At 64.6% G+C, this 19,586-nt stretch carries 18 protein-coding genes; 9 read left to right on the top strand and 9 right to left on the bottom strand.

Annotation, left to right across the window (positions count from 1 at the left end):
* Window positions 1-25 precede the first annotated feature (25 nt).
* The 9 genes from leuB (at window position 26) to HTA01S_RS17170 (ending at window position 10,786) form a co-directional block, all read left to right on the top strand.
* The gene (gene leuB / locus HTA01S_RS17210; RefSeq protein WP_068173969.1) at window positions 26-1,096 is read left to right on the top strand and encodes a 3-isopropylmalate dehydrogenase; all 1,071 of its coding nucleotides are present in this window, start codon (window positions 26-28) and stop codon (window positions 1,094-1,096) included.
* Window positions 1,097-1,395: 299 nt separating this feature from the next.
* Window positions 1,396-2,526 (top strand): aspartate-semialdehyde dehydrogenase, encoded by a 1,131-nt coding sequence (asd, locus tag HTA01S_RS17205; RefSeq protein ID WP_068173968.1) that lies wholly within the window; start codon window positions 1,396-1,398, stop codon window positions 2,524-2,526.
* Window positions 2,527-2,814: 288 nt separating this feature from the next.
* Window positions 2,815-5,433, top strand: coding sequence for a FimV/HubP family polar landmark protein (locus HTA01S_RS17200; RefSeq protein ID WP_245638123.1), 2,619 nt, complete (start codon window positions 2,815-2,817; stop codon window positions 5,431-5,433).
* 69 nt (window positions 5,434-5,502) lie between these two features.
* Window positions 5,503-6,303: a tRNA pseudouridine(38-40) synthase TruA gene (gene truA / locus HTA01S_RS17195; protein WP_068173967.1), complete on the top strand. Its 801-nt coding sequence runs from the start codon at window positions 5,503-5,505 to the stop codon at window positions 6,301-6,303.
* A gap of 22 nt (window positions 6,304-6,325) precedes the next feature.
* Complete coding sequence (locus HTA01S_RS17190) at window positions 6,326-7,003, top strand: phosphoribosylanthranilate isomerase (RefSeq protein WP_084236198.1); 678 nt, start codon at window positions 6,326-6,328, stop codon at window positions 7,001-7,003.
* Between the two features lie 45 nt (window positions 7,004-7,048).
* A complete protein-coding gene (gene trpB / locus HTA01S_RS17185) occupies window positions 7,049-8,338 on the top strand; it encodes a tryptophan synthase subunit beta (protein ID WP_068173966.1) in 1,290 nt (429 codons plus the stop codon).
* Entirely contained in the window at window positions 8,335-9,144 is an 810-nt protein-coding gene (gene trpA / locus HTA01S_RS17180) for a tryptophan synthase subunit alpha (RefSeq protein ID WP_068173965.1), read from the top strand. The genes trpB and trpA overlap by 4 nt, the downstream gene beginning before the upstream one ends.
* 92 nt (window positions 9,145-9,236) lie before the next feature.
* Complete coding sequence (gene accD / locus HTA01S_RS17175) at window positions 9,237-10,115, top strand: acetyl-CoA carboxylase, carboxyltransferase subunit beta (RefSeq protein WP_068173964.1); 879 nt, start codon at window positions 9,237-9,239, stop codon at window positions 10,113-10,115.
* On the top strand, window positions 10,112-10,786 hold the full coding sequence (locus HTA01S_RS17170) for an LON peptidase substrate-binding domain-containing protein (RefSeq protein WP_068173963.1): 675 nt from the start codon (window positions 10,112-10,114) through the stop codon (window positions 10,784-10,786). Before accD ends, HTA01S_RS17170 begins: the two co-directional genes overlap by 4 nt.
* A 263-nt stretch (window positions 10,787-11,049) precedes the next feature.
* On the opposite strand, the gene nagZ is transcribed toward HTA01S_RS17170, so the two are convergent.
* From nagZ to lepA, 9 genes are read right to left on the bottom strand one after another with little or no spacing between them, the layout of a single operon-like run.
* Window positions 11,050-12,141 carry a beta-N-acetylhexosaminidase gene (nagZ, locus tag HTA01S_RS17165; protein WP_068173962.1) on the bottom strand — a complete coding sequence of 364 codons (1,092 nt, stop codon included), beginning with the start codon at window positions 12,139-12,141 and terminating at the stop codon, window positions 11,050-11,052.
* Window positions 12,120-12,563, bottom strand: coding sequence for a holo-ACP synthase (gene acpS, locus HTA01S_RS17160; RefSeq protein WP_068173961.1), 444 nt, complete (start codon window positions 12,561-12,563; stop codon window positions 12,120-12,122). The genes nagZ and acpS overlap by 22 nt, the downstream gene beginning before the upstream one ends.
* Window positions 12,560-13,405, bottom strand: coding sequence for a pyridoxine 5'-phosphate synthase (locus tag HTA01S_RS17155; RefSeq protein WP_068173960.1), 846 nt, complete (start codon window positions 13,403-13,405; stop codon window positions 12,560-12,562). Before HTA01S_RS17155 ends, acpS begins: the two co-directional genes overlap by 4 nt.
* Before the next feature lie 46 nt (window positions 13,406-13,451).
* Window positions 13,452-14,252: a DNA repair protein RecO gene (gene recO, locus HTA01S_RS17150; protein WP_068173959.1), complete on the bottom strand. Its 801-nt coding sequence runs from the start codon at window positions 14,250-14,252 to the stop codon at window positions 13,452-13,454.
* A gap of 25 nt (window positions 14,253-14,277) precedes the next feature.
* Window positions 14,278-15,345 carry a GTPase Era gene (gene era / locus HTA01S_RS17145; RefSeq protein ID WP_068173958.1) on the bottom strand — a complete coding sequence of 356 codons (1,068 nt, stop codon included), beginning with the start codon at window positions 15,343-15,345 and terminating at the stop codon, window positions 14,278-14,280.
* Window positions 15,346-15,405: 60 nt separating this feature from the next.
* Window positions 15,406-16,101, bottom strand: coding sequence for a ribonuclease III (rnc, locus tag HTA01S_RS17140; protein WP_068173957.1), 696 nt, complete (start codon window positions 16,099-16,101; stop codon window positions 15,406-15,408).
* A 43-nt stretch (window positions 16,102-16,144) separates the two neighbouring features.
* Complete coding sequence (locus tag HTA01S_RS17135; RefSeq protein WP_068173956.1) at window positions 16,145-16,501, bottom strand: DUF4845 domain-containing protein; 357 nt, start codon at window positions 16,499-16,501, stop codon at window positions 16,145-16,147.
* A 25-nt stretch (window positions 16,502-16,526) separates the two neighbouring features.
* A complete protein-coding gene (gene lepB, locus HTA01S_RS17130; RefSeq protein WP_245638122.1) occupies window positions 16,527-17,495 on the bottom strand; it encodes a signal peptidase I in 969 nt (322 codons plus the stop codon).
* Window positions 17,496-17,506: 11 nt separating this feature from the next.
* Window positions 17,507-19,315 carry a translation elongation factor 4 gene (gene lepA / locus HTA01S_RS17125; protein WP_068173954.1) on the bottom strand — a complete coding sequence of 603 codons (1,809 nt, stop codon included), beginning with the start codon at window positions 19,313-19,315 and terminating at the stop codon, window positions 17,507-17,509.
* Window positions 19,316-19,586 lie beyond the last annotated feature (271 nt).

Below are 19,586 nucleotides of genomic sequence, written 5' to 3'. Positions count from 1 at the left end.
CCCATCAACTCCAGACATTCATCTCATGAAAATCGCAGTTCTCCCCGGTGACGGCATCGGCACCGAAATCGTCGCCGAGGCGGTCAAAGTTCTCAACGCGCTTGATCTCACGTTCGAGATGGAATCCGCCCTGGTCGGCGGCGCCGCTTACGAGGCGCACGGCCACCCGCTGCCCGAGTCCACGCTGAACCTGGCCAAAGCAGCCGACGCGGTGCTGTTCGGCGCCGTGGGCGACTGGAAGTACGACAAGCTGGACCGCCCACTGCGCCCCGAACAGGCCATCCTGGGCCTGCGCAAGAACCTGGGCCTGTTCGCCAACTTCCGTCCGGCGATCTGCTACGAACAGCTGGTGGGGGCCTCCAGCCTCAAACCCGAACTGATCGCCGGCCTGGACATCCTCATCATCCGCGAGCTCACGGGCGACATCTACTTTGGCCAGCCGCGCGGCCGCCGCGTGGCCACCGATGGCCACTTCCCCGGCGCCGAAGAAGCCTTCGACACCATGCGCTACAGCAAACCGGAGATCGAGCGCATCGCCCACGTCGCCTTCCAGGCCGCGCGCAAGCGCAACAAGAAAGTCACCAGCGTGGACAAGGCCAACGTGCTGGAGACCTTCCAGTTCTGGAAAGACGTGGTCACCGAAGTGCACGCCCAGTACCCCGACGTGGAACTGCAGCACATGTACGTGGACAACGCCGCGATGCAGCTGGTCAAGGCGCCCAAGGCCTTCGACGTGGTGGTGACGGGCAACATGTTCGGTGACATCCTGTCTGACGAAGCGTCCATGCTCACCGGCTCCATTGGCATGCTGCCCTCGGCCTCGCTGAACTCGAAGAACCAGGGCCTGTACGAACCCAGCCACGGCAGCGCGCCCGACATCGCCGGCAAGGGTGTGGCCAACCCGCTGGCCACCATCCTGAGTGCGGCCATGATGCTGCGCTTCAGCTTGAACCAGGAAGCGGCCGCGCAACGCATCGAGGCCGCCGTGCAGAAGGTGCTGGCACAGGGGCTGCGCACGCCCGACATCTGGAGCGAGGGCACGACCCAGGTCGGTACGGCGCAGATGGGCGACGCGGTGGTCAAGGCGCTGGGCTGATCGCCGCCGCACCGCACCCCAGACACAGGCAGCCCCCGGGCTGCCTTTTTTTGTGCCCGCGTGTCAGTTTCGCCCAAGCGGCCATCCGGTACAATTCCCAACCATGTTTGCCGCCCACCCGTTCAACCCGAACAATGCACCCGCCGCCCTGGCCGGTGTGGTCGCGCGCGCAATCACCATCAAAACCACGACCATTAAGGGCTGATCCAGCCTGGTTCGTCGTGCGCCCTCCCCGGCCAGACGAGCCGGGCAAGTCGGTCTGGTCTGGACCTGTTTATCTACTTGAAAGGGCGTTTGAAATGAGCAAGTTGGTTGGTTTGGTCGGCTGGCGCGGCATGGTCGGCTCGGTATTGATGGATCGCATGGTCGAGGAAAAAGACTTCGACCTGATCGAGCCCCTGTTCTTCTCCACCTCCAACGCCGGCGGCAAGGCCCCCGCGATGGCGAAGAACGAGACCACCCTGCAGGATGCGCACGACATCGCGGCCCTCAAGCGCTGCGACATCGTCATCACCGCCCAGGGTGGCGACTACACCAGCGAGGTGTTCCCCAAACTGCGTGCCGCTGGCTGGAACGGCCACTGGATCGACGCCGCCTCCACGCTGCGCATGGAAAAAGACGCCGTCATCATCCTGGATCCGGTGAACATGCCGGTGATCAAGGACGCACTGGCCAACGGCGGCAAGAACTGGGTCGGCGGCAACTGCACCGTCAGCTGCATGCTCATGGGCGTGGGTGCGCTGTACAAGGCCGGGCTGGTGGAATGGATGAGCACCCAGACCTACCAGGCGGCGTCCGGCGGCGGCGCTCAGCACATGCGCGAGCTGCTCACGCAGTACGGCACGCTCAATGCCGAAGTGAAATCCCTGCTGGACGACCCCAAGAGCGCCATCCTGGAAATCGACCGCAAGGTGATCGCCAAGCAACGTGCGTTGAGCAGTTCTGAAACGGCCAACTTCGGCGTGCCGCTGGGCGGCTCGTTGATTCCCTGGATCGACAAGGATCTGGGCAACGGCATGTCCAAGGAAGAGTGGAAGGGCATGGCCGAGACCAACAAGATTCTCGGCATGGGCGAGGGCTTCGGCTCTGCCGCCATTCCGGTGGACGGCTTCTGCGTGCGCGTGGGAGCCATGCGCTGCCACAGCCAGGCCTTGACCTTCAAACTGCGCAAGGACGTTCCAGTCGCCGATCTGGAAGCCATGATCGCCGCCGACAACGAATGGGTCAAAGTCGTGCCCAACAACCGCGAGGCGACCATCAAGGATCTGACGCCGGTGGCCGTGACGGGCACCATGACGATCCCGGTCGGCCGCATCCGCAAGCTGGCCATGGGCCCGGAATATGTCGGCGCATTCACCATCGGTGACCAGTTGCTGTGGGGTGCGGCCGAACCGCTGCGTCGCATGCTGCGAATCTTGCTGAGTGCATAAAACTGTGACAAGAGACAACCCCGACGGGACCGCGGATCGGGTCGGTCCCGTTGTGTGGTTGCAACGCGTGTACGATTTCACGGTTCGGCCAACGACGCCCCGGAAACTCAAGCGAATTCTCAGCTTGTCACCGTAATGCGTTGATGTTATGGTCAATTCTCGGTTTTTTACGTCGAGGTTCATGTGCCCATTCACACCCGCCACACCCCATCCCAACACACGCCCGCCCACCCCCGAAATCCCAGCGAGCGTGGTCTCGCGCGGTTACATGCGGTTGCAGCGGCGGCGGTGTTGTGCATCAGCCTGACGCAGCATGGCGACGCCCAAGCGTTGGCGCTGGGCCGCATCGTGGTGCAGTCGGCCCTTGGGGAACCCCTGAGAGCCGAAATTGATGTGCCTGAAATCTCCGCCGAAGAGGCGGCCAGCCTGCGGGTCGGTCTGGCCCCTGGCGACGCTTTTCGCGCCGCGGGCATGGAGTTCAATCCCGCCCTGAGCGACCTGCGCGTCAGTCTGGAACGGCGACCAGACGGTCGTTCCTTCTTGCGGTTGTCCGGCGGCCGCCCGGTGAACGAACCGTTCATGGACATGATTCTGGAAGCCAACTGGGCTTCCGGTCGCATCGTTCGCGACTACACCCTGCTGTTTGATCCTCCCAACCTGCGCCCGGCCGCTGCGGCCCCACTCGCTCCGGGCGTTTCTGCCCAACCACGGCCATCGCAGGTGCCTCCCCCATCCGCACGACCTGTCGTGCCGCCTGCGGCCGTTGGCGCTGCACCATCGGGGCAACCCCCGGCCGCCGCTCCGGCCTCCCCACCCGCTCAGGCCGCGCGCCCGGCGCCAGCGCCTGCCACCCCGAGCCCAGCACCAGCGTCCGAACCGAGCGGTGAGACCCAGGTGCGTGTCCAGCCCGGCGACACGGCCGGCCGACTTGCCGCAGACCACCGCCCGGCCAATGTGTCGCTGGACCAGATGCTGGTGGCCATGTTGCGCGCCAACCCCAAGGCCTTCATCGGGAACAACGTCAACCGCATCAAGGCCGGTGCCGTGCTGGACATGCCCGCCGAGGCGACCGCCAGCGCGGTGCCCGCCAACGAAGCACGCCAGATCATCGCGGCCCAGAGCCGTGACTTCAACGAATTCCGCCGTCGTCTGGCCGGTACCGTGCCCGACGCCGACGTGGGCACCGCGGATCGGCAGGACACCGGTCGCGTTCAGGCCGAAGTGGAGGACAAGAAGCCAGAGGCCCCCACCCAGGACAAGCTGACCCTGTCCAAAGGTGCCACGCCTGCGCAAACCGCCAAAGAAGACGCGATCGCCCAGGAACGTCAGGCCAAAGAAGCCTCTACACGTGTTGCCGAACTCTCCCGCAACATCGAGGAGTTGGGCAAGCTCAGTCCTGCGGCCCCCGCCGCACCTGCGGCCTCCCCGTCCAGCCCCGCCGCAGCGCCTGCCCAGCCCGCACCGGACGCCGGCGCGATCACGGCGCCCGCTCCCGTGGCAGCCGAACCTTCGGCACCGGAGGCGCCAGCCCCCACCACCGAACCGGCTCCTGCCCCGGTACCCGCCCCTGCGCCTGCCGCGAGCAAGCCACCCCCGCCGGCACCGGCCCCTGCGGTTGAAGAACCCTCGTTCGTCGATCAGTTGCTTGACAACCCGTTCGTGTTGCCAGGTGCTGGTGCCTTGCTGGCCTTGCTGGCCGGTCTGGGTTTCTACCGCATGCGCCAGCGCAAGAAGAGCGTTGGTGTGGACAGTTCCTTCTTGGAAAGCCGCCTTCAGCCCGACTCGTTCTTTGGCTCCAGCGGTGGCCAGCGCATCGACACTGCCGAAGCCACGGCATCGGGCTCATCGATGGTGTATTCGCCCAGCCAGCTCGATGCAGCCGGGGACGTGGATCCGGTGGCCGAAGCCGATGTTTACCTGGCCTATGGCCGCGACCTGCAGGCCGAGGAGATCCTCAAGGAAGCCATGCGCAGCGCGCCCACCCGCGTGGCCATTCACAACAAGCTGCTCGAAATCTATGCCAAGCGGCGCGATGCCAAGGCTTTTGAGGTCGTCGCCACCGAGGCCTATGGTCTCACCCAAGGCATAGGCTCCGAATGGGAACACGCTTGTGAGCTGGGCAAGGAGCTGGACCCCAACAACCCCCTGTACCAACCAGGCGGAAGCCCGGTGGTCAAGGGCGGTGGCTCGGCGGGAGGATCGTCCAACAACACCATTCCTTTCGCCAGCAGCACGCTGACGCAACAGGACGGTCCCGGCGCCGATCTGAACACCGACCTCGATCTGGATCTCGATCTCGATCTGGACGCTTCTCAAGGCGTCCCATCATCGCTGGCTATGCTGCAAGCCACCCCACCGGCGGCCCAACCCAGCGAGGCCATGTCCGCGCTGGACGATCTCAACGAAACCGAGGCCCTCACCCGATCGGTAGAGGACAAAGCGGGGCCTTCGTCCATGTCCATGGACTTTGACCTGGACTTTCCGTCGGAACCCGCGCCACTCACCCGCGCGACAGCGGCGCCCACTGCAAACAACGGCGCGCAGATGCCGTCGAAGAACGAAGTGTCTGCCTTCGACGACAACGAAATCCTGCCCGATTTCGGTTCGGACGAACCCCAAAAGCCTGCAACGGTGCCGCGCGCTGCGACCGCCCCGGCGGCACCCGAGATGCTGTCGTTCGATCTCAACGAGATCACGCTGGATCTGGACGACGCTCCCAACACGGCACCCTCCGAGCTGGGTGCGCTGACCGAAGAAAATCCCCTGGTGACCAAGCTCTCGCTGGCTGAAGAGTTTCGCGCCATCGGCGATCTGGAGGGAGCCCGGTCGTTGGCCGAAGAAGTGCTGGCCGAGGCATCGGGAACACTCAAGAACAAGGCCAGCACCTTCCTCGCCGATCTCACCTGACGTGTCGCCCTCCGTCGATTGACAACCGAGCTGCCCAGCCTTCCACCATCGTCAGACCAGCGGTCTGAGATGGCGCCTGAGGCTGCACGGATCGCGTTGGGCGTCAGCTACCACGGACAGGCCTACGATGGCTGGCAGAGCCAGCCCAGTGGGCGTACCGTGCAGGACCGTCTGGAGCTGGCGCTGACCCAATTCACCGCGCTGGACGGTATCTCCACCCTGTGTGCTGGCCGCACCGACGCCGGTGTGCACGGACTCATGCAGGTGGTGCATTTCGACTGCGCGCTGGACCGACCGGAAACCGCCTGGATCCGTGGCACCAACCGCTTTCTGCCACCCGACATCGCGGTGCAGTGGGCGCGTCAGGTGCCTCACAGCTTTCATGCCCGCGCCAGTGCGCGCTCACGTCGCTATGCGTATGTGCTGCTGGAGTCTCCGGTGCGCCCCAGCGTGGATGCCGGCCGGGTAGGGTGGGTGTTCCGCCCACTGCAACTCGACGCGATGGAGCGGGCCGCCCAGTCACTGCTCGGTGAACACGACTTCACCTCGTTTCGGGCCTCGGCCTGCCAGGCCCACAGCCCCGTCAAGCAGATGCTGCGCGTGGACATCTCCCGGCGCGGTGCATACTGGCGCTTCGAATTCGAGGCATCGGCCTTCCTGCACCACATGATCCGCAACATCATGGGTTGCCTGATCATGATCGGTAGCGGCAGACGCCCCCCCGACTGGATGGCCGAGGTGCTGGCCGCGAAGAGCCGGGACGCCGCTGCGCCCACCTTTTCTCCGGACGGCCTGTATTTCCTTGGGCCGGTGTACGATGAATCGCTGAATTTGCCGACCCGCACACCCGCTTTTGATTGGTTGCCCTAGCGAGGGCAGACGGTTTCGCGCCATGCCCCTGCACCGCACCCGCATCAAGATCTGTGGATTGACCCGCGAAACCGACGTGGACGCCGCCGTGCAGGCTGGCGCCGATGCGATCGGGTTCGTGCTATACCCCAAGAGTCCGCGATTCGTCCCGCCCGAGCGCGCGGCTGAGCTCGCACGCCACCTGCCCCCCTTCGTCACGCCGGTACTGCTGTTCGTCAACGCCAGCCCCGAATACATCGCTCAGGGCCTCTCGGCCGTGCCCAACGCCCTGCTGCAGTTCCATGGCGACGAGACGCCCGCCGACTGTGCCGCCGCCGCCAGGCCGTTTCTGCGCGCCGCGCGCATTCCCCCCGGCCCTGACGGCGCAGCCTTCGATCTTCTAAAATACGGGCAGGACTTCGCCGCCGCCCAGGCCATCCTGCTCGACGCCCATGTCGAGGGTTTTGGTGGCGGTGGTCTTTCCTTCGACTGGACAGCATTCAATTGGTCACATCCGCTTCTAAACGCCAGCTCTCGCCTCGTTTTGTCTGGTGGACTCACGCCTGCAAACGTGACCGATGGCATCAGCCGCGTACGGCCCTGGGCCGTTGACGTGAGCTCCGGGGTCGAAGCCGCCAAAGGCATCAAGGACCCCGACAAGATGCTCGCCTTCGTGGCCGCCGTGCGGGCGGCCGACACGCTGTTATCCAGCCCCAGCTGAGCCCCACCGACGGGGCCGCTCGGGCCATCGAACCGAGAACACCCCATGGACACCTACCAGCAACCCGACGCCAGCGGCCACTTCGGCATCTACGGCGGCAGTTTCGTGAGCGAAACCCTCACGCACGCCATCAACGAGCTGAAGGCCGCGTACGCGAAATACCAGCACGACCCGGACTTCATCGCCGAGTTCAAGAGCGAACTCGCGCACTTCGTGGGTCGACCCAGCCCGGTCTACCACGCCGCGCGCATGAGCCGTGAGCAGGGTGGCGCCCAGATCTTCCTGAAGCGCGAAGATCTCAACCACACCGGTGCGCACAAGATCAACAACGTCATCGGCCAGGCCATGCTCGCCAGGCGCATGGGCAAGCCGCGCATCATCGCCGAGACGGGCGCCGGCCAGCACGGCGTGGCCACGGCCACCATCTGCGCCCGTTACGGCCTGGAATGCGTGGTCTACATGGGCAGCGAAGACGTGAAGCGCCAAAGCCCCAACGTCTACCGCATGAAGCTGCTCGGTGCCACCGTGGTGCCGGTGGAAAGCGGCAGCAAGACGCTCAAGGACGCGCTCAACGACGCCATGCGCGACTGGGTCGCCAACGTGGACAACACCTTCTACATCATCGGCACCGTGGCCGGCCCGCACCCCTACCCCATGATGGTGCGCGACTTCCAGAGCGTGATCGGCGATGAATGCCTGGTGCAAATGCCCGAGATGCTCAAAGCCGCTGGCTGCACCGGCGAACAACCCGATGTGGTGGTGGCCTGTGTAGGTGGTGGCAGCAACGCCATGGGCATCTTCTACCCCTACATCGACCACACCGCCACACGCCTGATCGGCGTGGAGGCCGCCGGTGAAGGCCTGGAGAGTGGCAAGCACTCGGCCTCCATCCAGAAGGGCAGCCCCGGCGTGCTGCACGGCAACCGCACCTATGTACTGCAGGACGACAACGGCCAGGTCACCGAAACCCACAGCGTGAGCGCCGGACTGGACTACCCCGGCGTCGGCCCCGAACACGCGTTCCTGAAAGACATCGGCCGCGCCGAATACGTAGGCATCACCGACGCCGAGGCGCTGGAAGCCTTCCACTACCTCTGTCGCACCGAGGGCATCATCCCGGCGCTGGAATCGAGCCATGCCGTGGCCTACGCCATGAAGCTGGCCAAAACCATGCGGCCTGACCAGTCGATCCTGGTCAATCTCTCCGGCCGTGGCGACAAGGACATTGGCACCGTGGCCGACCTGTCCCAAGCCGACTTCTACTGCCGCCCGAGCTGCCGCGGGCAGTCGGTCAAGGGTGGCGACGCCACCGCCACCATCAAGGTGACCAAATGAGCCGCATCGAAAAGACCTTTACCGACCTCAAGGCGCAGAACCGCAAGGCGCTGGTCCCTTTCGTCACCGCCGGTTTCCCCTATGCCGACATCACGCCCGATCTGATGCACGGCATGGTCGAGGCCGGCGCCGACGTCATCGAACTCGGTGTGCCGTTTTCCGACCCATCTGCCGATGGTCCGGTAATCCAGCGGGCGGGCGACCGCGCACTGGCGTTGGGCATTGGCCTCACCCAGGTCATCGCGATGGTGAAAACCTTCCGCGAGCGCAACACCACCACCCCGGTCGTGCTGATGGGTTACGCCAACCCGATCGAACGCTACGACCAAAAACACGGCGGCGGCAGCTTCGTTCGCGACGCATCGGCCGCAGGTGTGGACGGTGTGCTGGTGGTGGACTACCCGCCCGAAGAGTGTGAGGACTTCGCCGCCGCCCTGCGTGCCGCCGACATGGACCTGATCTTCCTGCTGGCCCCCACCTCCACCGAGGAGCGCATGGCGCAGGTGGCGCGTGTGGCCAGTGGTTATGTGTACTACGTCTCGCTCAAGGGCGTGACCGGCGCCGGTACGCTGGACGTGGGCCAGGTGGAGGCCATGCTGCCGCGCATCCGTGCGCACGTTGGCATCCCGGTGGGGGTGGGTTTTGGCATCCGTGATGCCGAAACGGCCAAAGCCATCGGAAAGAGCGCCGACGCGGTGGTGATCGGCAGCAAGATCATTCAATTGATCGAGGACGAACCGCACGAAAAAGTGGTGGCGGTGGCGGCCCATTTCCTGCGCACCATCCGCAAGGCGCTCGACGCCTGAGCATGGCCTCCCGGGGGTGAGAACGGTCCAGCGGCGGATCGCGCCCACCCCCCACTGCATGGTTTAATTCGCCGTCGTTAAGGAGAACCCGTATGTCCTGGCTCGAAAAACTGCTGCCCCCGAAGATCACCCACACCGACCCGACCGAGCGCCGCAGCGTGCCCGAAGGCCTGTGGATCAAGTGTCCGAGCTGCGAGGCCGTGCTCTACAAGAACGATCTGGAGAAGAACCAGAACGTCTGCCCGCATTGCAGCCACCACCACCGCATTGGGGCCCGGGCGCGGCTCAACGCCTTTCTGGACGCCGAAGGCCGTTACGAAATCGGGCAGGAAGTGCTGCCGGTCGATGCGCTGAAGTTCAAGGACAGCCGCAAATACCCCGAACGCCTGAAAGAGGCGCTTGAATCCACCGGTGAAACCGATGCGCTGATCGTCGTGGGCGGTGCGGTGCAGGGCGTCAGTCTGGTGGTGGCCTGTTTCGAGTTCGACTTCATGGGTGGCTCCATGGGCTCCGTGGTGGGCGAGCGCTTCGTGCGTGGCGTGGAAGAGGCCATCGCGCAGAAGGTGCCCTTCGTCTGCTTCACCGCCACCGGTGGCGCGCGCATGCAGGAGGGCCTGCTCTCGCTCATGCAGATGGCCAAGACCAATGCTTCGCTCACCCGCCTGGCGAAAAAGGGGCTGCCCTACATCAGCGTGCTCACCGACCCCACCATGGGCGGCGTGTCCGCTGGCTTCGCCTTCCTGGGCGACGTGGTGATCGCGGAACCCAAGGCCCTGATCGGCTTTGCCGGCCCGCGGGTGATTGAAAACACCGTGCGCGTGAAACTGCCCGAGGGCTTCCAGCGCGCCGAGTTCCTGCAAACCAAGGGCGCGGTGGACTTCATCTGCGACCGCCGGGAATTGCGCACCACCGTCGCCAACACGCTGGCCATGCTGCAGCGTCAGAGCGCGGACGCGGTGGTCAGCGATTGAGTCCCGAACCCGCAGCGCTCACGCTCTCGCTGCTGCCCCTGTTCCCCTTGCAGACCGTCCTGTTTCCGGGCGGCTGGATGCCACTGCGCATCTTCGAGGTGCGCTACCTTGACATGATCGGCCGCTGCCACAAGGCGGGGGCACCGTTTGGCGTGGTGTGCCTGTCCGAAGGCGAGGAAGTGCGCCGCATCGACCCGAACGCGGCACCCGGTGGCGCGGCCTTCACCCGGGAGGTGTTTTACCCGGTGGGCACGCTGGCGCAGATCGAACAGCTGGAGCGGCCCCAGCCCGGTTTGCTGATGATCCATTGCCGCGGCCTGCAGCGCTTCCAGGTGACCCGCAGCCACCAGTTGCCGCATGGCCTGTGGGTGGCCGACGTGCGGCTCGACCCGGCCGAACCCGTGATTCCGGTGCCAGAGCACCTGGTGCCTACCCGCGATGCGCTGCAGCGCCTGCTGCACAACCTGCGGGAGCGTGACCCACAGGGCATGAACGAAGTGCCACTGCAGCCGCCCTACCACTGGAACGACTGCGGCTGGGTGGCCAACCGCTGGGCCGAGCTGCTGCCGGCACCGGCCGAGCTCAAGCACCGCCTGATGTCGCTGGACAACCCGTTGCTGCGACTGGAGTTGATCTCCGACCTGCTGGACAAGATCGGCGTGGAGAGATGAGCCCCCACGCTCCGCCGCTGCGCGGGTCGCTGCCCCCCAGGGGGCTGATCCGGCTTGGGGCGGCCCGGCGCCGGATCTCTGAGCCCCCACGCTCCGCCGCTGCGCGGGTCGCTGCCCCCCAGGGGGCTGATCCGGCTTGGGGCGGCCCGACGCCGGATCTCTGAGCCCCCACGCTCCGCCGCTGCGCGGGTTGCTGCCCCCCAGGGGGGCTGATCCGGCTCGGGGCGGCCCGGCGCCGGATCTCTGAGCCCCCACGCTCCAACTTACGGCAACAACGAAAGCGCCTCCATGTAGCGCGCGCTGACCATCAGTTGATCCCAGTCCATCGCAGCCCCCTGAGGAAACAGTGCCAGGCGGCGCTCTTCGCTGGCCGGGTTGACTATCCAGTCGCCCTGCACCTGCGCACGCGACAGGGCTTCGATGGCTTCATCAATCGGCGCTCCGCCATCCACCACGCTCTGGTTGCACAACACCACCATGTCCCCTCCCGCGGACAAGGCGGCCAGCGCGGCCTCGGCGAAACCGACCTCGCGGCCTTCGATCTGACGCGCGGCGGCCATGCTCAGGTCATCGCTGAAGATCGCACCGGTGAAATGGAGTTGACGGCGCAGCACTTCCTGCAGCCAGCGCGGCGAAAAACCGGCCGGACGGCTGTCCACCTTGGGGTAGATCACATGTGCTGGCATCACCGCCTGCAGGCTGCTGGAGAGCCAGCCGTAGGGCGCCGCGTCTTCCGCCAGAATGGCTTTGAGGCTGCGCTGGTCCACTGGAATCGCCAAGTGCGAATCCGCCTTCACGAAGCCGTGACCGGGAAAGTGTTTGCCGCAGTTGCCCATGCCACTTTGTTGCAGGCCCAGCATCAGGGCCTGGGCCAGCAGGGTCACCACACGCGGATCGCGTGCAAAGGCGCGGTCGCCAATGACCGAGCTCTCACCGTAATCCAGATCCAGCACCGGCGTGAAGCTCAGGTCCACACCGCAGGCGCGCAACTCGGCACCCAGCACATAGCCCGCCGCGGTGGCCGCGTTGCAGGCCCGCAGTGCCGAGGCACCATCCAGCTCGCCCGGGCGCCCGGGTTGCCCCCACAGCGTGCCGAAGGCCGCCATAGGCGGCAGGTGGGTGAAACCGTCGGTGCGAAAGCGTTGCACACGACCGCCTTCGTGGTCCACGGCGATCAGCAGATCGTGCCGCACGGACTTGATCTGGCGGCACAGCCGCGTCAGTTGGGCGCGGTCTTGCCAGTTGCGGGAGAACAGGATCACGCCCCCCACCAGGGGGTGAGCCAGGCGTCGGCGCTCGGCGGTGGTCAGGCTGTGGCCGGCGACGTCGATGATCAGGGGGGCGTGCTGGTGCATGGGGGGTTCTCGGTTGACACGGTGTCGGGTGCGTCGCGTTCGATCACCACAAAACTGGCCGCATAGTCGCTCTCGTCGGTGACGGTCACGTGGGCACGCAGGCCCTGGGCTTCAAACCAGGTCCTGAGTTCACCATGCAGCACGATCACGGGCTGCCCGCTCGCTAGGTTGGTGATCTCGCAGTGCCGCCAGGTCATGGGCATGCGCATGCCCAGACCGATGGCCTTGGAAAAAGCTTCCTTGGCGGAAAAACGCGTGGCCAGGTAACGCAGACCCCGCTGTGGCCAGCGCGCGCTGCGCTTTTGCCATACCAGGAATTCGGCATCACTCAGCACCTTGCGCGCAAAACGCTCGCCCTGGCGCTGCCAGGTGGCTTCCATGCGCCGGATGTCACAGATGTCGGTGCCGATGCCGAAGATCATGGACCCACACGTTCGTCATGGCCACGGGGCCGATGGCTGCGCGGGCCTGCGGAAGACCCCGCGTCGCCAAATGCCTCGTCGATGCAGCGCCGGTAGTCGGCCACGGTGGCGCTGTAGCCCAGCTCCAGTGCGTCGGCGATCAGCGCATGACCGATGGAGACTTCGCTCACACCCGGCACGCCGCGCAGGAAGGCCGTGAGGTTGTCGCGGTTGAGGTCGTGGCCCGCGTTGACCCCCAGGCCGGCGTCCAGCGCCGCCTGCGCGGCCGCGCGGTAGCGCTCCAGTTGATCGGCTCGCTGCGGCGTGTGCCAGGCTGCGGCATAGGGCTCGGTGTACAACTCCACCCGGTCGGGGCCCACGGCCTTGGCCGCGACCATCGCGGCGGGCTCCGGGTCCATGAACAGGCTCACGCGCGCGCCCAGTGCCTGCGCTTCGGCAATGAGGGGCCGCAGGCGTTCGGCATCCTGCGGAAAGCTCCAGCCGTGGTCGCTCGTGAACTGCCCTTCGCCGTCCGGCACGAAGGTCAGCTGGTGCAGCGGCAGTCCACGAGCACGCACTTCGCGCGCCACGTCCATCAGGTTGTGAAACGGATTGCCCTCGATGTTGTATTCGCGCTCGGGCCAGGCTTGCAGCACCTGGGCCAGATCGAACACATCGTGCAGCCGGATGTGTCGCTCGTCGGGGCGCGGATGCACCGTGATCCCACCTGCACCGGCCTGCAGGCACAGCGTGGCCGCCCGTGTGACCGACGGAATGCCCAGGTGCCGGGTGTTGCGCACCAGGGCCACCTTGTTGAGGTTGACCGAAAGCGCTGTGCGCCGGGAATGGAGGTGCGGGGCCATAGACATGATGATGGGGGTCGGTAATGCGGAACGAAGTGCTGAGGGCTCAAGCCGGCGGGTCGGCCGCCAGCCCGGCAACGGACGGGGAACCGCGTGGCCGGCTCATGGCCTGCACGTCCAGCATCAACTGGCGCGTCTTGAACACCCGCACGCCGCTATGGTAGTGCAGCAAGCCGCGCAGTTGCGGCTGCAAGGCCTGCTGGCAGCCGGCGCAGGCGCGCAGGGTGGCCACGAACGGCCCCACCTCGTCCATGGCGGTCTGCAACGCCAGCCATTGTTCGCCCGAGAGCACATGGACATCGTCGTCGTGTGCCACGCGCAGCCCACTGTCCGGCACCAGCACATAGGGGTCCGCCGCATTCAACCCGGCCAGGGTATTGCCCTCGTGCGCCAGACTCGGCAACAGACCGATGTCGCGCAGCAGCAGCAACTCGAACGCACGCAGGATGAGCTGCTGGGCGTCGGCGCGTTCGGCCAGCAGCTGGACCGCCAATGCGTAATGGTCAAACAGCCCCTGATGCGGATCGTCGCGCGCCAGCAGGCGCATGAGCAATTCGTTGAGGTAGCAGCCCGAGAGCAGGGCCTCCCCCGTGGGCATGACGTGACCACCCTGCCACTGTGCCGCCTTGAGTGTGCGCACTTCGGCCTCGCCGCCCCAGCTCAGGTGCAGTGGCTGCAGCGGCAGCAGCACCGGACGGAACTGGGAGGTGGGGCGTTTGACGCCCTTGGCCACCAGCGCGATACGGCCATGGTGGCGGGTGAAGACTTCCAGCACCAGGCTGGACTCACTCCAGTCGTAGCGGTGCAGGACGAAGGCAGGTTCTTCGGAAAACCGGCGCGCGGCCATTACACGTCAGACGCGAAAGCCGGCATCACTCGTAGCCGAAGGACCGGACCCGCGCATCGTCGTCCGCCCAGCCCGAGCGCACCTTGACCCACAGCTCCAGATACACCTTGCAGTCCCAGAGCTTTTCCAGCTCCTGACGCGCTTCGGTGCCAATGCGCTTGAGCTTTTCGCCCTTGTCGCCAATGACCATGCCCTTGTGGCCCTCGCGCTCGACCACGATGGTCGCGGCGATGCGCTTGAGTGCGCCCTCTTCCTCGAACTTGTCGATCACCACGGTGGAGGTGTAGGGCAATTCGTCACCCGTGAGACGGAAGAGCTTCTCGCGCACCATCTCGCTGGCCATGAAGCGCTCGCTGCGGTCGGTCAGATCGTCCGGGTCGTGCATCCATGGCTGCAGGGGCAGGTATTTTTCGCAGATCGCGAACAGGCGCTGGATGTCCTTCGGATGCTTGGCCGACATGGGCACAAACTCGGCGAAGGGATGGCGCTCCTGCATAGAACGCAACCAGGGCGCGAGATCGCCGCGCCGGTGCACCAGATCGAACTTGTTGGCCACCAGCATCACGGGCACGTTGGCCGGCAGCAGGTCCAGCACCTTGGCGTCGGCCAGGTTGAAGTGACCCGCTTCGACCACGAACAGGATCAGATCCACATCGCTGACCGCGCCCAGCACCGTTTTGTTCAGCGCCCGGTTGAGCGCATTGCCGTGCCGGGTCTGGAACCCCGGCGTGTCCACAAACACGAACTGCGTGGGCCCGAGCGTCCGCATACCGGTGATGCGGTGCCGTGTGGTCTGCGCCTTGCGCGAGGTGATGCTGACTTTCTGGCCAACCAGCGCGTTGAGCAAGGTCGACTTGCCCACGTTGGGTTTGCCCACGATGGCGACAAAACCGCAGCGCTGCGTGGCAGGATCGATGGGCTCGGGTTCGCTGGTCTCGCCCTCCGCGGTCGCGTCGACTTCGGACTCCGCCACCTCAGGCGCATCAACCTCCGACTTGCCCAGCGCCCGGGCCAGCATGGCGTCGAGCTCAGGATTGGCAGCGGGCGCGACGGGCTGGGAAGGGACAGGCGACGGAACGGGTTTTCGGGACATGGATTCGTGCGGGCAGATCAACGCAAGGGACAGAGAAAGAAACGAGACAAGCGGCGAAGGTCAGGAACGGCCACTCTGCGAACCGGCCATGAGGTGTTGCAACATGGCCGCAGCGGCAGCCTGCTCACCGGCACGGCGTGAAGCGCCAATGCCGCGTTCACTGCGACCGGTCTCGGTCACGGTGCACTCCACATCAAAGGTCTGTTTGTGCGCCTCGCCCAACGTGGCCACCACACGGTAGAGCGGCAGCTTCATTTTGCGCGCCTGCAGCCACTCCTGCAATTCGGTCTTTGGGTCCTTGCCCATGGCGCTCATCTGGGCATTGAGTTCAATGCCACTGTAGAGTCGGTGCACCAGCGCGGCGGCCACTTCAAAACCCGCATCGAGGTACACCGCGCCAATGACGGCCTCCAGCGCGTCGGCCAGGATCGACGGGCGTTTGTTCCCCCCGGAACGCTTCTCGCCGTCTCCCAGGCGCAGTCCCGTCGTCAACCCGAGACCAGATGCGATCTGGAACAGGGTGTCCTGCTTGACCAGATTCGCCCGCACACGCGAGAGATCGCCTTCGGGCAACTGGCTGAGCTTCTCGAACAGCAGGCCCGAGATGGCCAGATTGAGCACCGAGTCACCGAGAAACTCCAGCCGTTCGTTGTGGTCGGACGTGAAGCTGCGATGGGTCAGCGCGCGCTCCAGCAGGCGCGGGTTGGCAAAGTTGTGCTTCAGGCGCTGCTGCAGCGCCTGAAGCTCCGGATTCAAGGCCACGGGCAGCCTGTTGGCCGCCCCGTTGGCTGGACGAGGATCACTTCGAACGGCCTTCGTATTTCATGACCAGATAGGCCGGGCCCGCCAGATGAATGTCCCGGTTGTAGGCGAAGGAAACCACGACCTGGCTACCTTCCTTGCTCACCACGAGATCCTTGCCAGAGATTGTCGTGATGTCATCGATCTGGGCCGCCTTGTCAAAAATCATTCGCACTTCAGCCACGGTACTGCCCGTCGAAGACCTCTGTACTGCCTTCTGCACAGCGAGGAACTCGATGTAGGTCGGCACCACTTGGGCAAGGACCACGCCAGCGAAGGCCAGCAAAATCCCGACGACCAGCAGACCGAAAAAGGTCAAACCGCGTTGTTGTTGTTTCAGTTTCACGTGCGTCATCCTCCAGCAGGGCTTGATAAGCGGATCACTCGAACGAACCGATGCGTCCCAGATCACCGAAGTTCATCCAGACAAAAAAAGCTTTGCCCACGATGTTGGCTTCCGGCACGAACCCCCAATACCGGGAGTCCTGCGAATTGTCCCGATTGTCGCCCATCATGAAATAGTGGCCTGGGGGCACCTTGCACGCCACGCCCTCCACGGTGTAGCTGCAGCTTTCCTTGTAAGGAAAGTCGGTGGTGCCCGAGACAAAGGCTGGGCGATCATCGTCATTGAGGGTGTTGTACTGACGCTCCCCAAGGGTTTCACGAAACTGGTGCGCGTAGCGCATGGAGTCGGAGTCGAAGAACTCGGGTTCGGCGCTGCGGGGAACCGGCTTGCCGTTGACGGTCAGTTGCTTGTTGATATAGGCCACCTCGTCACCGGGCACCCCGATCACGCGCTTGATGTAGTCCAGGCTCGGTTGGGGCGGATAACGGAACACCATCACGTCACCGCGCTGTGGATCGTTGTTGGAAAACAGCTTGGTATTGAAGACCGGCAGACGCACACCGTAATGAAACTTGTTGACCAGAATCAGGTCACCCACGCGCAGGGTGGGAATCATTGAGCCGGATGGAATCTTGAACGGTTCGAACAGAAACGATCGCAACACGAACACAGCCAGGATCACGGGGAACAGACCCGCCGTCCAGTCCAGCCACCACGGCTGCATCAGCAACTTCTGGCGCGTCGGCTCGATGTCGGCGGCCTCGCCCTGATGGAATCCCTGCTGATGCAAAGCCAGCGTGCGCGCATTGTGCTCGTCGAGCACCCGCTGTGCGGTGCGCTTGCGTTGGGGCAGAAACACCAGCTTTTCGGCAACCCAGTAGACGCCAGTGACCAGCGTGGCCAGCATCAACAACAGCGCAAAATTGCCCTCGACCATGCCCGTGTACCAGGCCCCTGTGTAGGCGGCGAAAGCCGTCAGGATCACCGCAGTGATCGCACTCATGACGGCCTGCATCAGTCCTGCACCTGCAAAATGGCGAGAAAGGCCTCCTGGGGCACCTCAACCGAGCCGATCTGTTTCATGCGCTTCTTGCCTGCTTTCTGTTTTTCGAGGAGTTTGCGTTTTCGGGTGATGTCGCCACCGTAGCATTTTGCCAGCACGTTCTTGCGCAGCGCCTTGATGGTCTCGCGAGCGATCACGTTGCCACCGATGGCCGCCTGGATCGCCACGTCAAACATCTGCCGGCTGATGATCTCGCGCATCTTGGCCGCCACCGCACGGCCGCGGTACTGTGACTGGCTGCGGTGCACGATGATGGACAGCGCATCGACCTTTTCGCCGTTGAGCAGAATGTCGACCTTGACCACGTCCGAAGCCCGGTATTCCTTGAACTCGTAGTCCATGGACGCGTATCCACGGCTGACCGACTTGAGCTTGTCGAAAAAGTCCAGCACGATCTCGCCCAGCGGCATGTCGTAGGTCAGCATGACCTGCTTGCCGTGGTAAGCCATGTTCAGTTGCATCCCGCGCTTCTGGTTGGCCAGCGTCATCACGGCACCCACGTATTCCTGCGGCATGTAGAGATGCACGGTCACGATGGGTTCGCGGATCTCCTCGATGCGCCCCTGGTCGGGCATCTTCGACGGGTTCTCCACCATGATGACCTCGCCATCGGGCTTGACCACTTGGTAGACGACGCTGGGCGCCGTGGTGATCAGGTCCTGGTCGAACTCCCGCTCCAGCCGTTCCTGCACGATCTCCATGTGCAGCAGGCCCAGAAAGCCGCAACGAAAGCCAAAGCCCAGCGCCTGCGAGACCTCGGGTTCGTACTGGAGCGAGGCATCGTTGAGCTTGAGTTTTTCGAGCGCGTCGCGCAGCGCGTCGTACTGATTCGCCTCGGTCGGGTACAAACCCGCAAACACCTGGGGCTGCACTTCCTTGAAGCCAGGCAAGGCCTCGGTGGCCGGTCCCGCGTTGTTGGGCAGCTTTTTCTCCAGCGTGATGGTGTCCCCCACCTTGGCCGCCTGCAGTTCCTTGATGCCCGCGATGATGTAGCCCACCTCGCCCGCCTCCAGCGATTCGCGCGGCTCGTTGGCCGGCGTGAACACGCCCAGGCTGTCGGCGTTGTAGACCGTGTTGGTCGCCATCATCTTGAACCGCTCGCCCTTGAGCAGGTGGCCGTCGACCACGCGCACCAGCATCACCACGCCCACGTAGGCGTCGTACCAGCTGTCCACAATCATGGCGCGCAAGGGCGCGTCCGGCTTGCCCTTGGGGGCGGGGATGCGCGCCACCACCGCCTCCAGGATGTCTTCCACGCCCATGCCGGTCTTGGCCGAACAAGGAATGGCATCGGTGGCGTCAATGCCGATCACATCCTCGATCTCCGCTTTCGCGTTGTCCGGGTCCGCGTTGGGCAGGTCCATCTTGTTGAGCACCGGCACCACTTCCACACCGAGGTCGAGCGCGGTGTAGCAGTTGGCCACGGTCTGCGCTTCCACGCCCTGGCTGGCGTCCACCACCAGGAGCGCGCCTTCGCAAGCCGAGAGCGAACGGCTTACCTCGTACGAGAAATCCACATGCCCGGGCGTGTCGATCAGGTTCAGGTTGTAGACCTGCCCATCGCGCGCCTTGTACCTTAGCGCGGCAGTCTGCGCCTTGATGGTGATGCCACGCTCCTTCTCGATGTCCATGGAGTCCAGCACCTGCTCGCTCATCTCGCGGTCGGACAGGCCACCGCAGAGCGAAATGATCCGGTCGGCCAGCGTGGACTTGCCATGATCGATGTGCGCGATGATCGAAAAATTGCGGATGTGATTCATCAAGAAGACAGCTCAAACACGGGGAAAGCCGCCCGTGCATACGGCATCGGGCGACCATAAAAAAGGGCGCGTCAGCTGTTGACGCGCCCGTAACCAACAATCAATGGCAACTGCGATAGTTGGGGTTTCATTGTAGGCAAAAAGCCTGGAAAGCAAACCGCCAAACGCCGCGAAACCGATTGTTGCAACGCAGCAACGTCAAACTTATCCACAGCTTCACCACAGGAAAATTGCACAACGTGTGAGGCAGCTGTGGACGACCTAGGGACAT

Source organism: Hydrogenophaga taeniospiralis CCUG 15921, assembly GCF_001592305.1.
GTDB lineage: Bacteria > Pseudomonadota > Gammaproteobacteria > Burkholderiales > Burkholderiaceae_C > Hydrogenophaga > Hydrogenophaga taeniospiralis.
Note: the sequence above shows the minus strand (reverse complement) of the source record. Positions and strands in the feature narration are given on the sequence as shown.

Coding starts and splice junctions, on each gene's coding strand:
- HTA01S_RS17155 (WP_068173960.1), bottom strand. CDS start 13,405: ATGGCCCCGCACCTCCATTCCCGGCGCACAGCGCTTTCGGTCAACCTC.
- leuB (WP_068173969.1), top strand. CDS start 26: ATGAAAATCGCAGTTCTCCCCGGTGACGGCATCGGCACCGAAATCGTC.
- HTA01S_RS17135 (WP_068173956.1), bottom strand. CDS start 16,501: ATGACGCACGTGAAACTGAAACAACAACAACGCGGTTTGACCTTTTTC.
- trpA (WP_068173965.1), top strand. CDS start 8,335: ATGAGCCGCATCGAAAAGACCTTTACCGACCTCAAGGCGCAGAACCGC.
- lepA (WP_068173954.1), bottom strand. CDS start 19,315: ATGAATCACATCCGCAATTTTTCGATCATCGCGCACATCGATCATGGC.
- acpS (WP_068173961.1), bottom strand. CDS start 12,563: ATGATCTTCGGCATCGGCACCGACATCTGTGACATCCGGCGCATGGAA.
- nagZ (WP_068173962.1), bottom strand. CDS start 12,141: ATGCACCAGCACGCCCCCCTGATCATCGACGTCGCCGGCCACAGCCTG.
- HTA01S_RS17190 (WP_084236198.1), top strand. CDS start 6,326: ATGCCCCTGCACCGCACCCGCATCAAGATCTGTGGATTGACCCGCGAA.
- accD (WP_068173964.1), top strand. CDS start 9,237: ATGTCCTGGCTCGAAAAACTGCTGCCCCCGAAGATCACCCACACCGAC.
- trpB (WP_068173966.1), top strand. CDS start 7,049: ATGGACACCTACCAGCAACCCGACGCCAGCGGCCACTTCGGCATCTAC.
- lepB (WP_245638122.1), bottom strand. CDS start 17,495: ATGAGTGCGATCACTGCGGTGATCCTGACGGCTTTCGCCGCCTACACA.
- asd (WP_068173968.1), top strand. CDS start 1,396: ATGAGCAAGTTGGTTGGTTTGGTCGGCTGGCGCGGCATGGTCGGCTCG.
- truA (WP_068173967.1), top strand. CDS start 5,503: ATGGCGCCTGAGGCTGCACGGATCGCGTTGGGCGTCAGCTACCACGGA.
- era (WP_068173958.1), bottom strand. CDS start 15,345: ATGTCCCGAAAACCCGTTCCGTCGCCTGTCCCTTCCCAGCCCGTCGCG.
- recO (WP_068173959.1), bottom strand. CDS start 14,252: ATGGCCGCGCGCCGGTTTTCCGAAGAACCTGCCTTCGTCCTGCACCGC.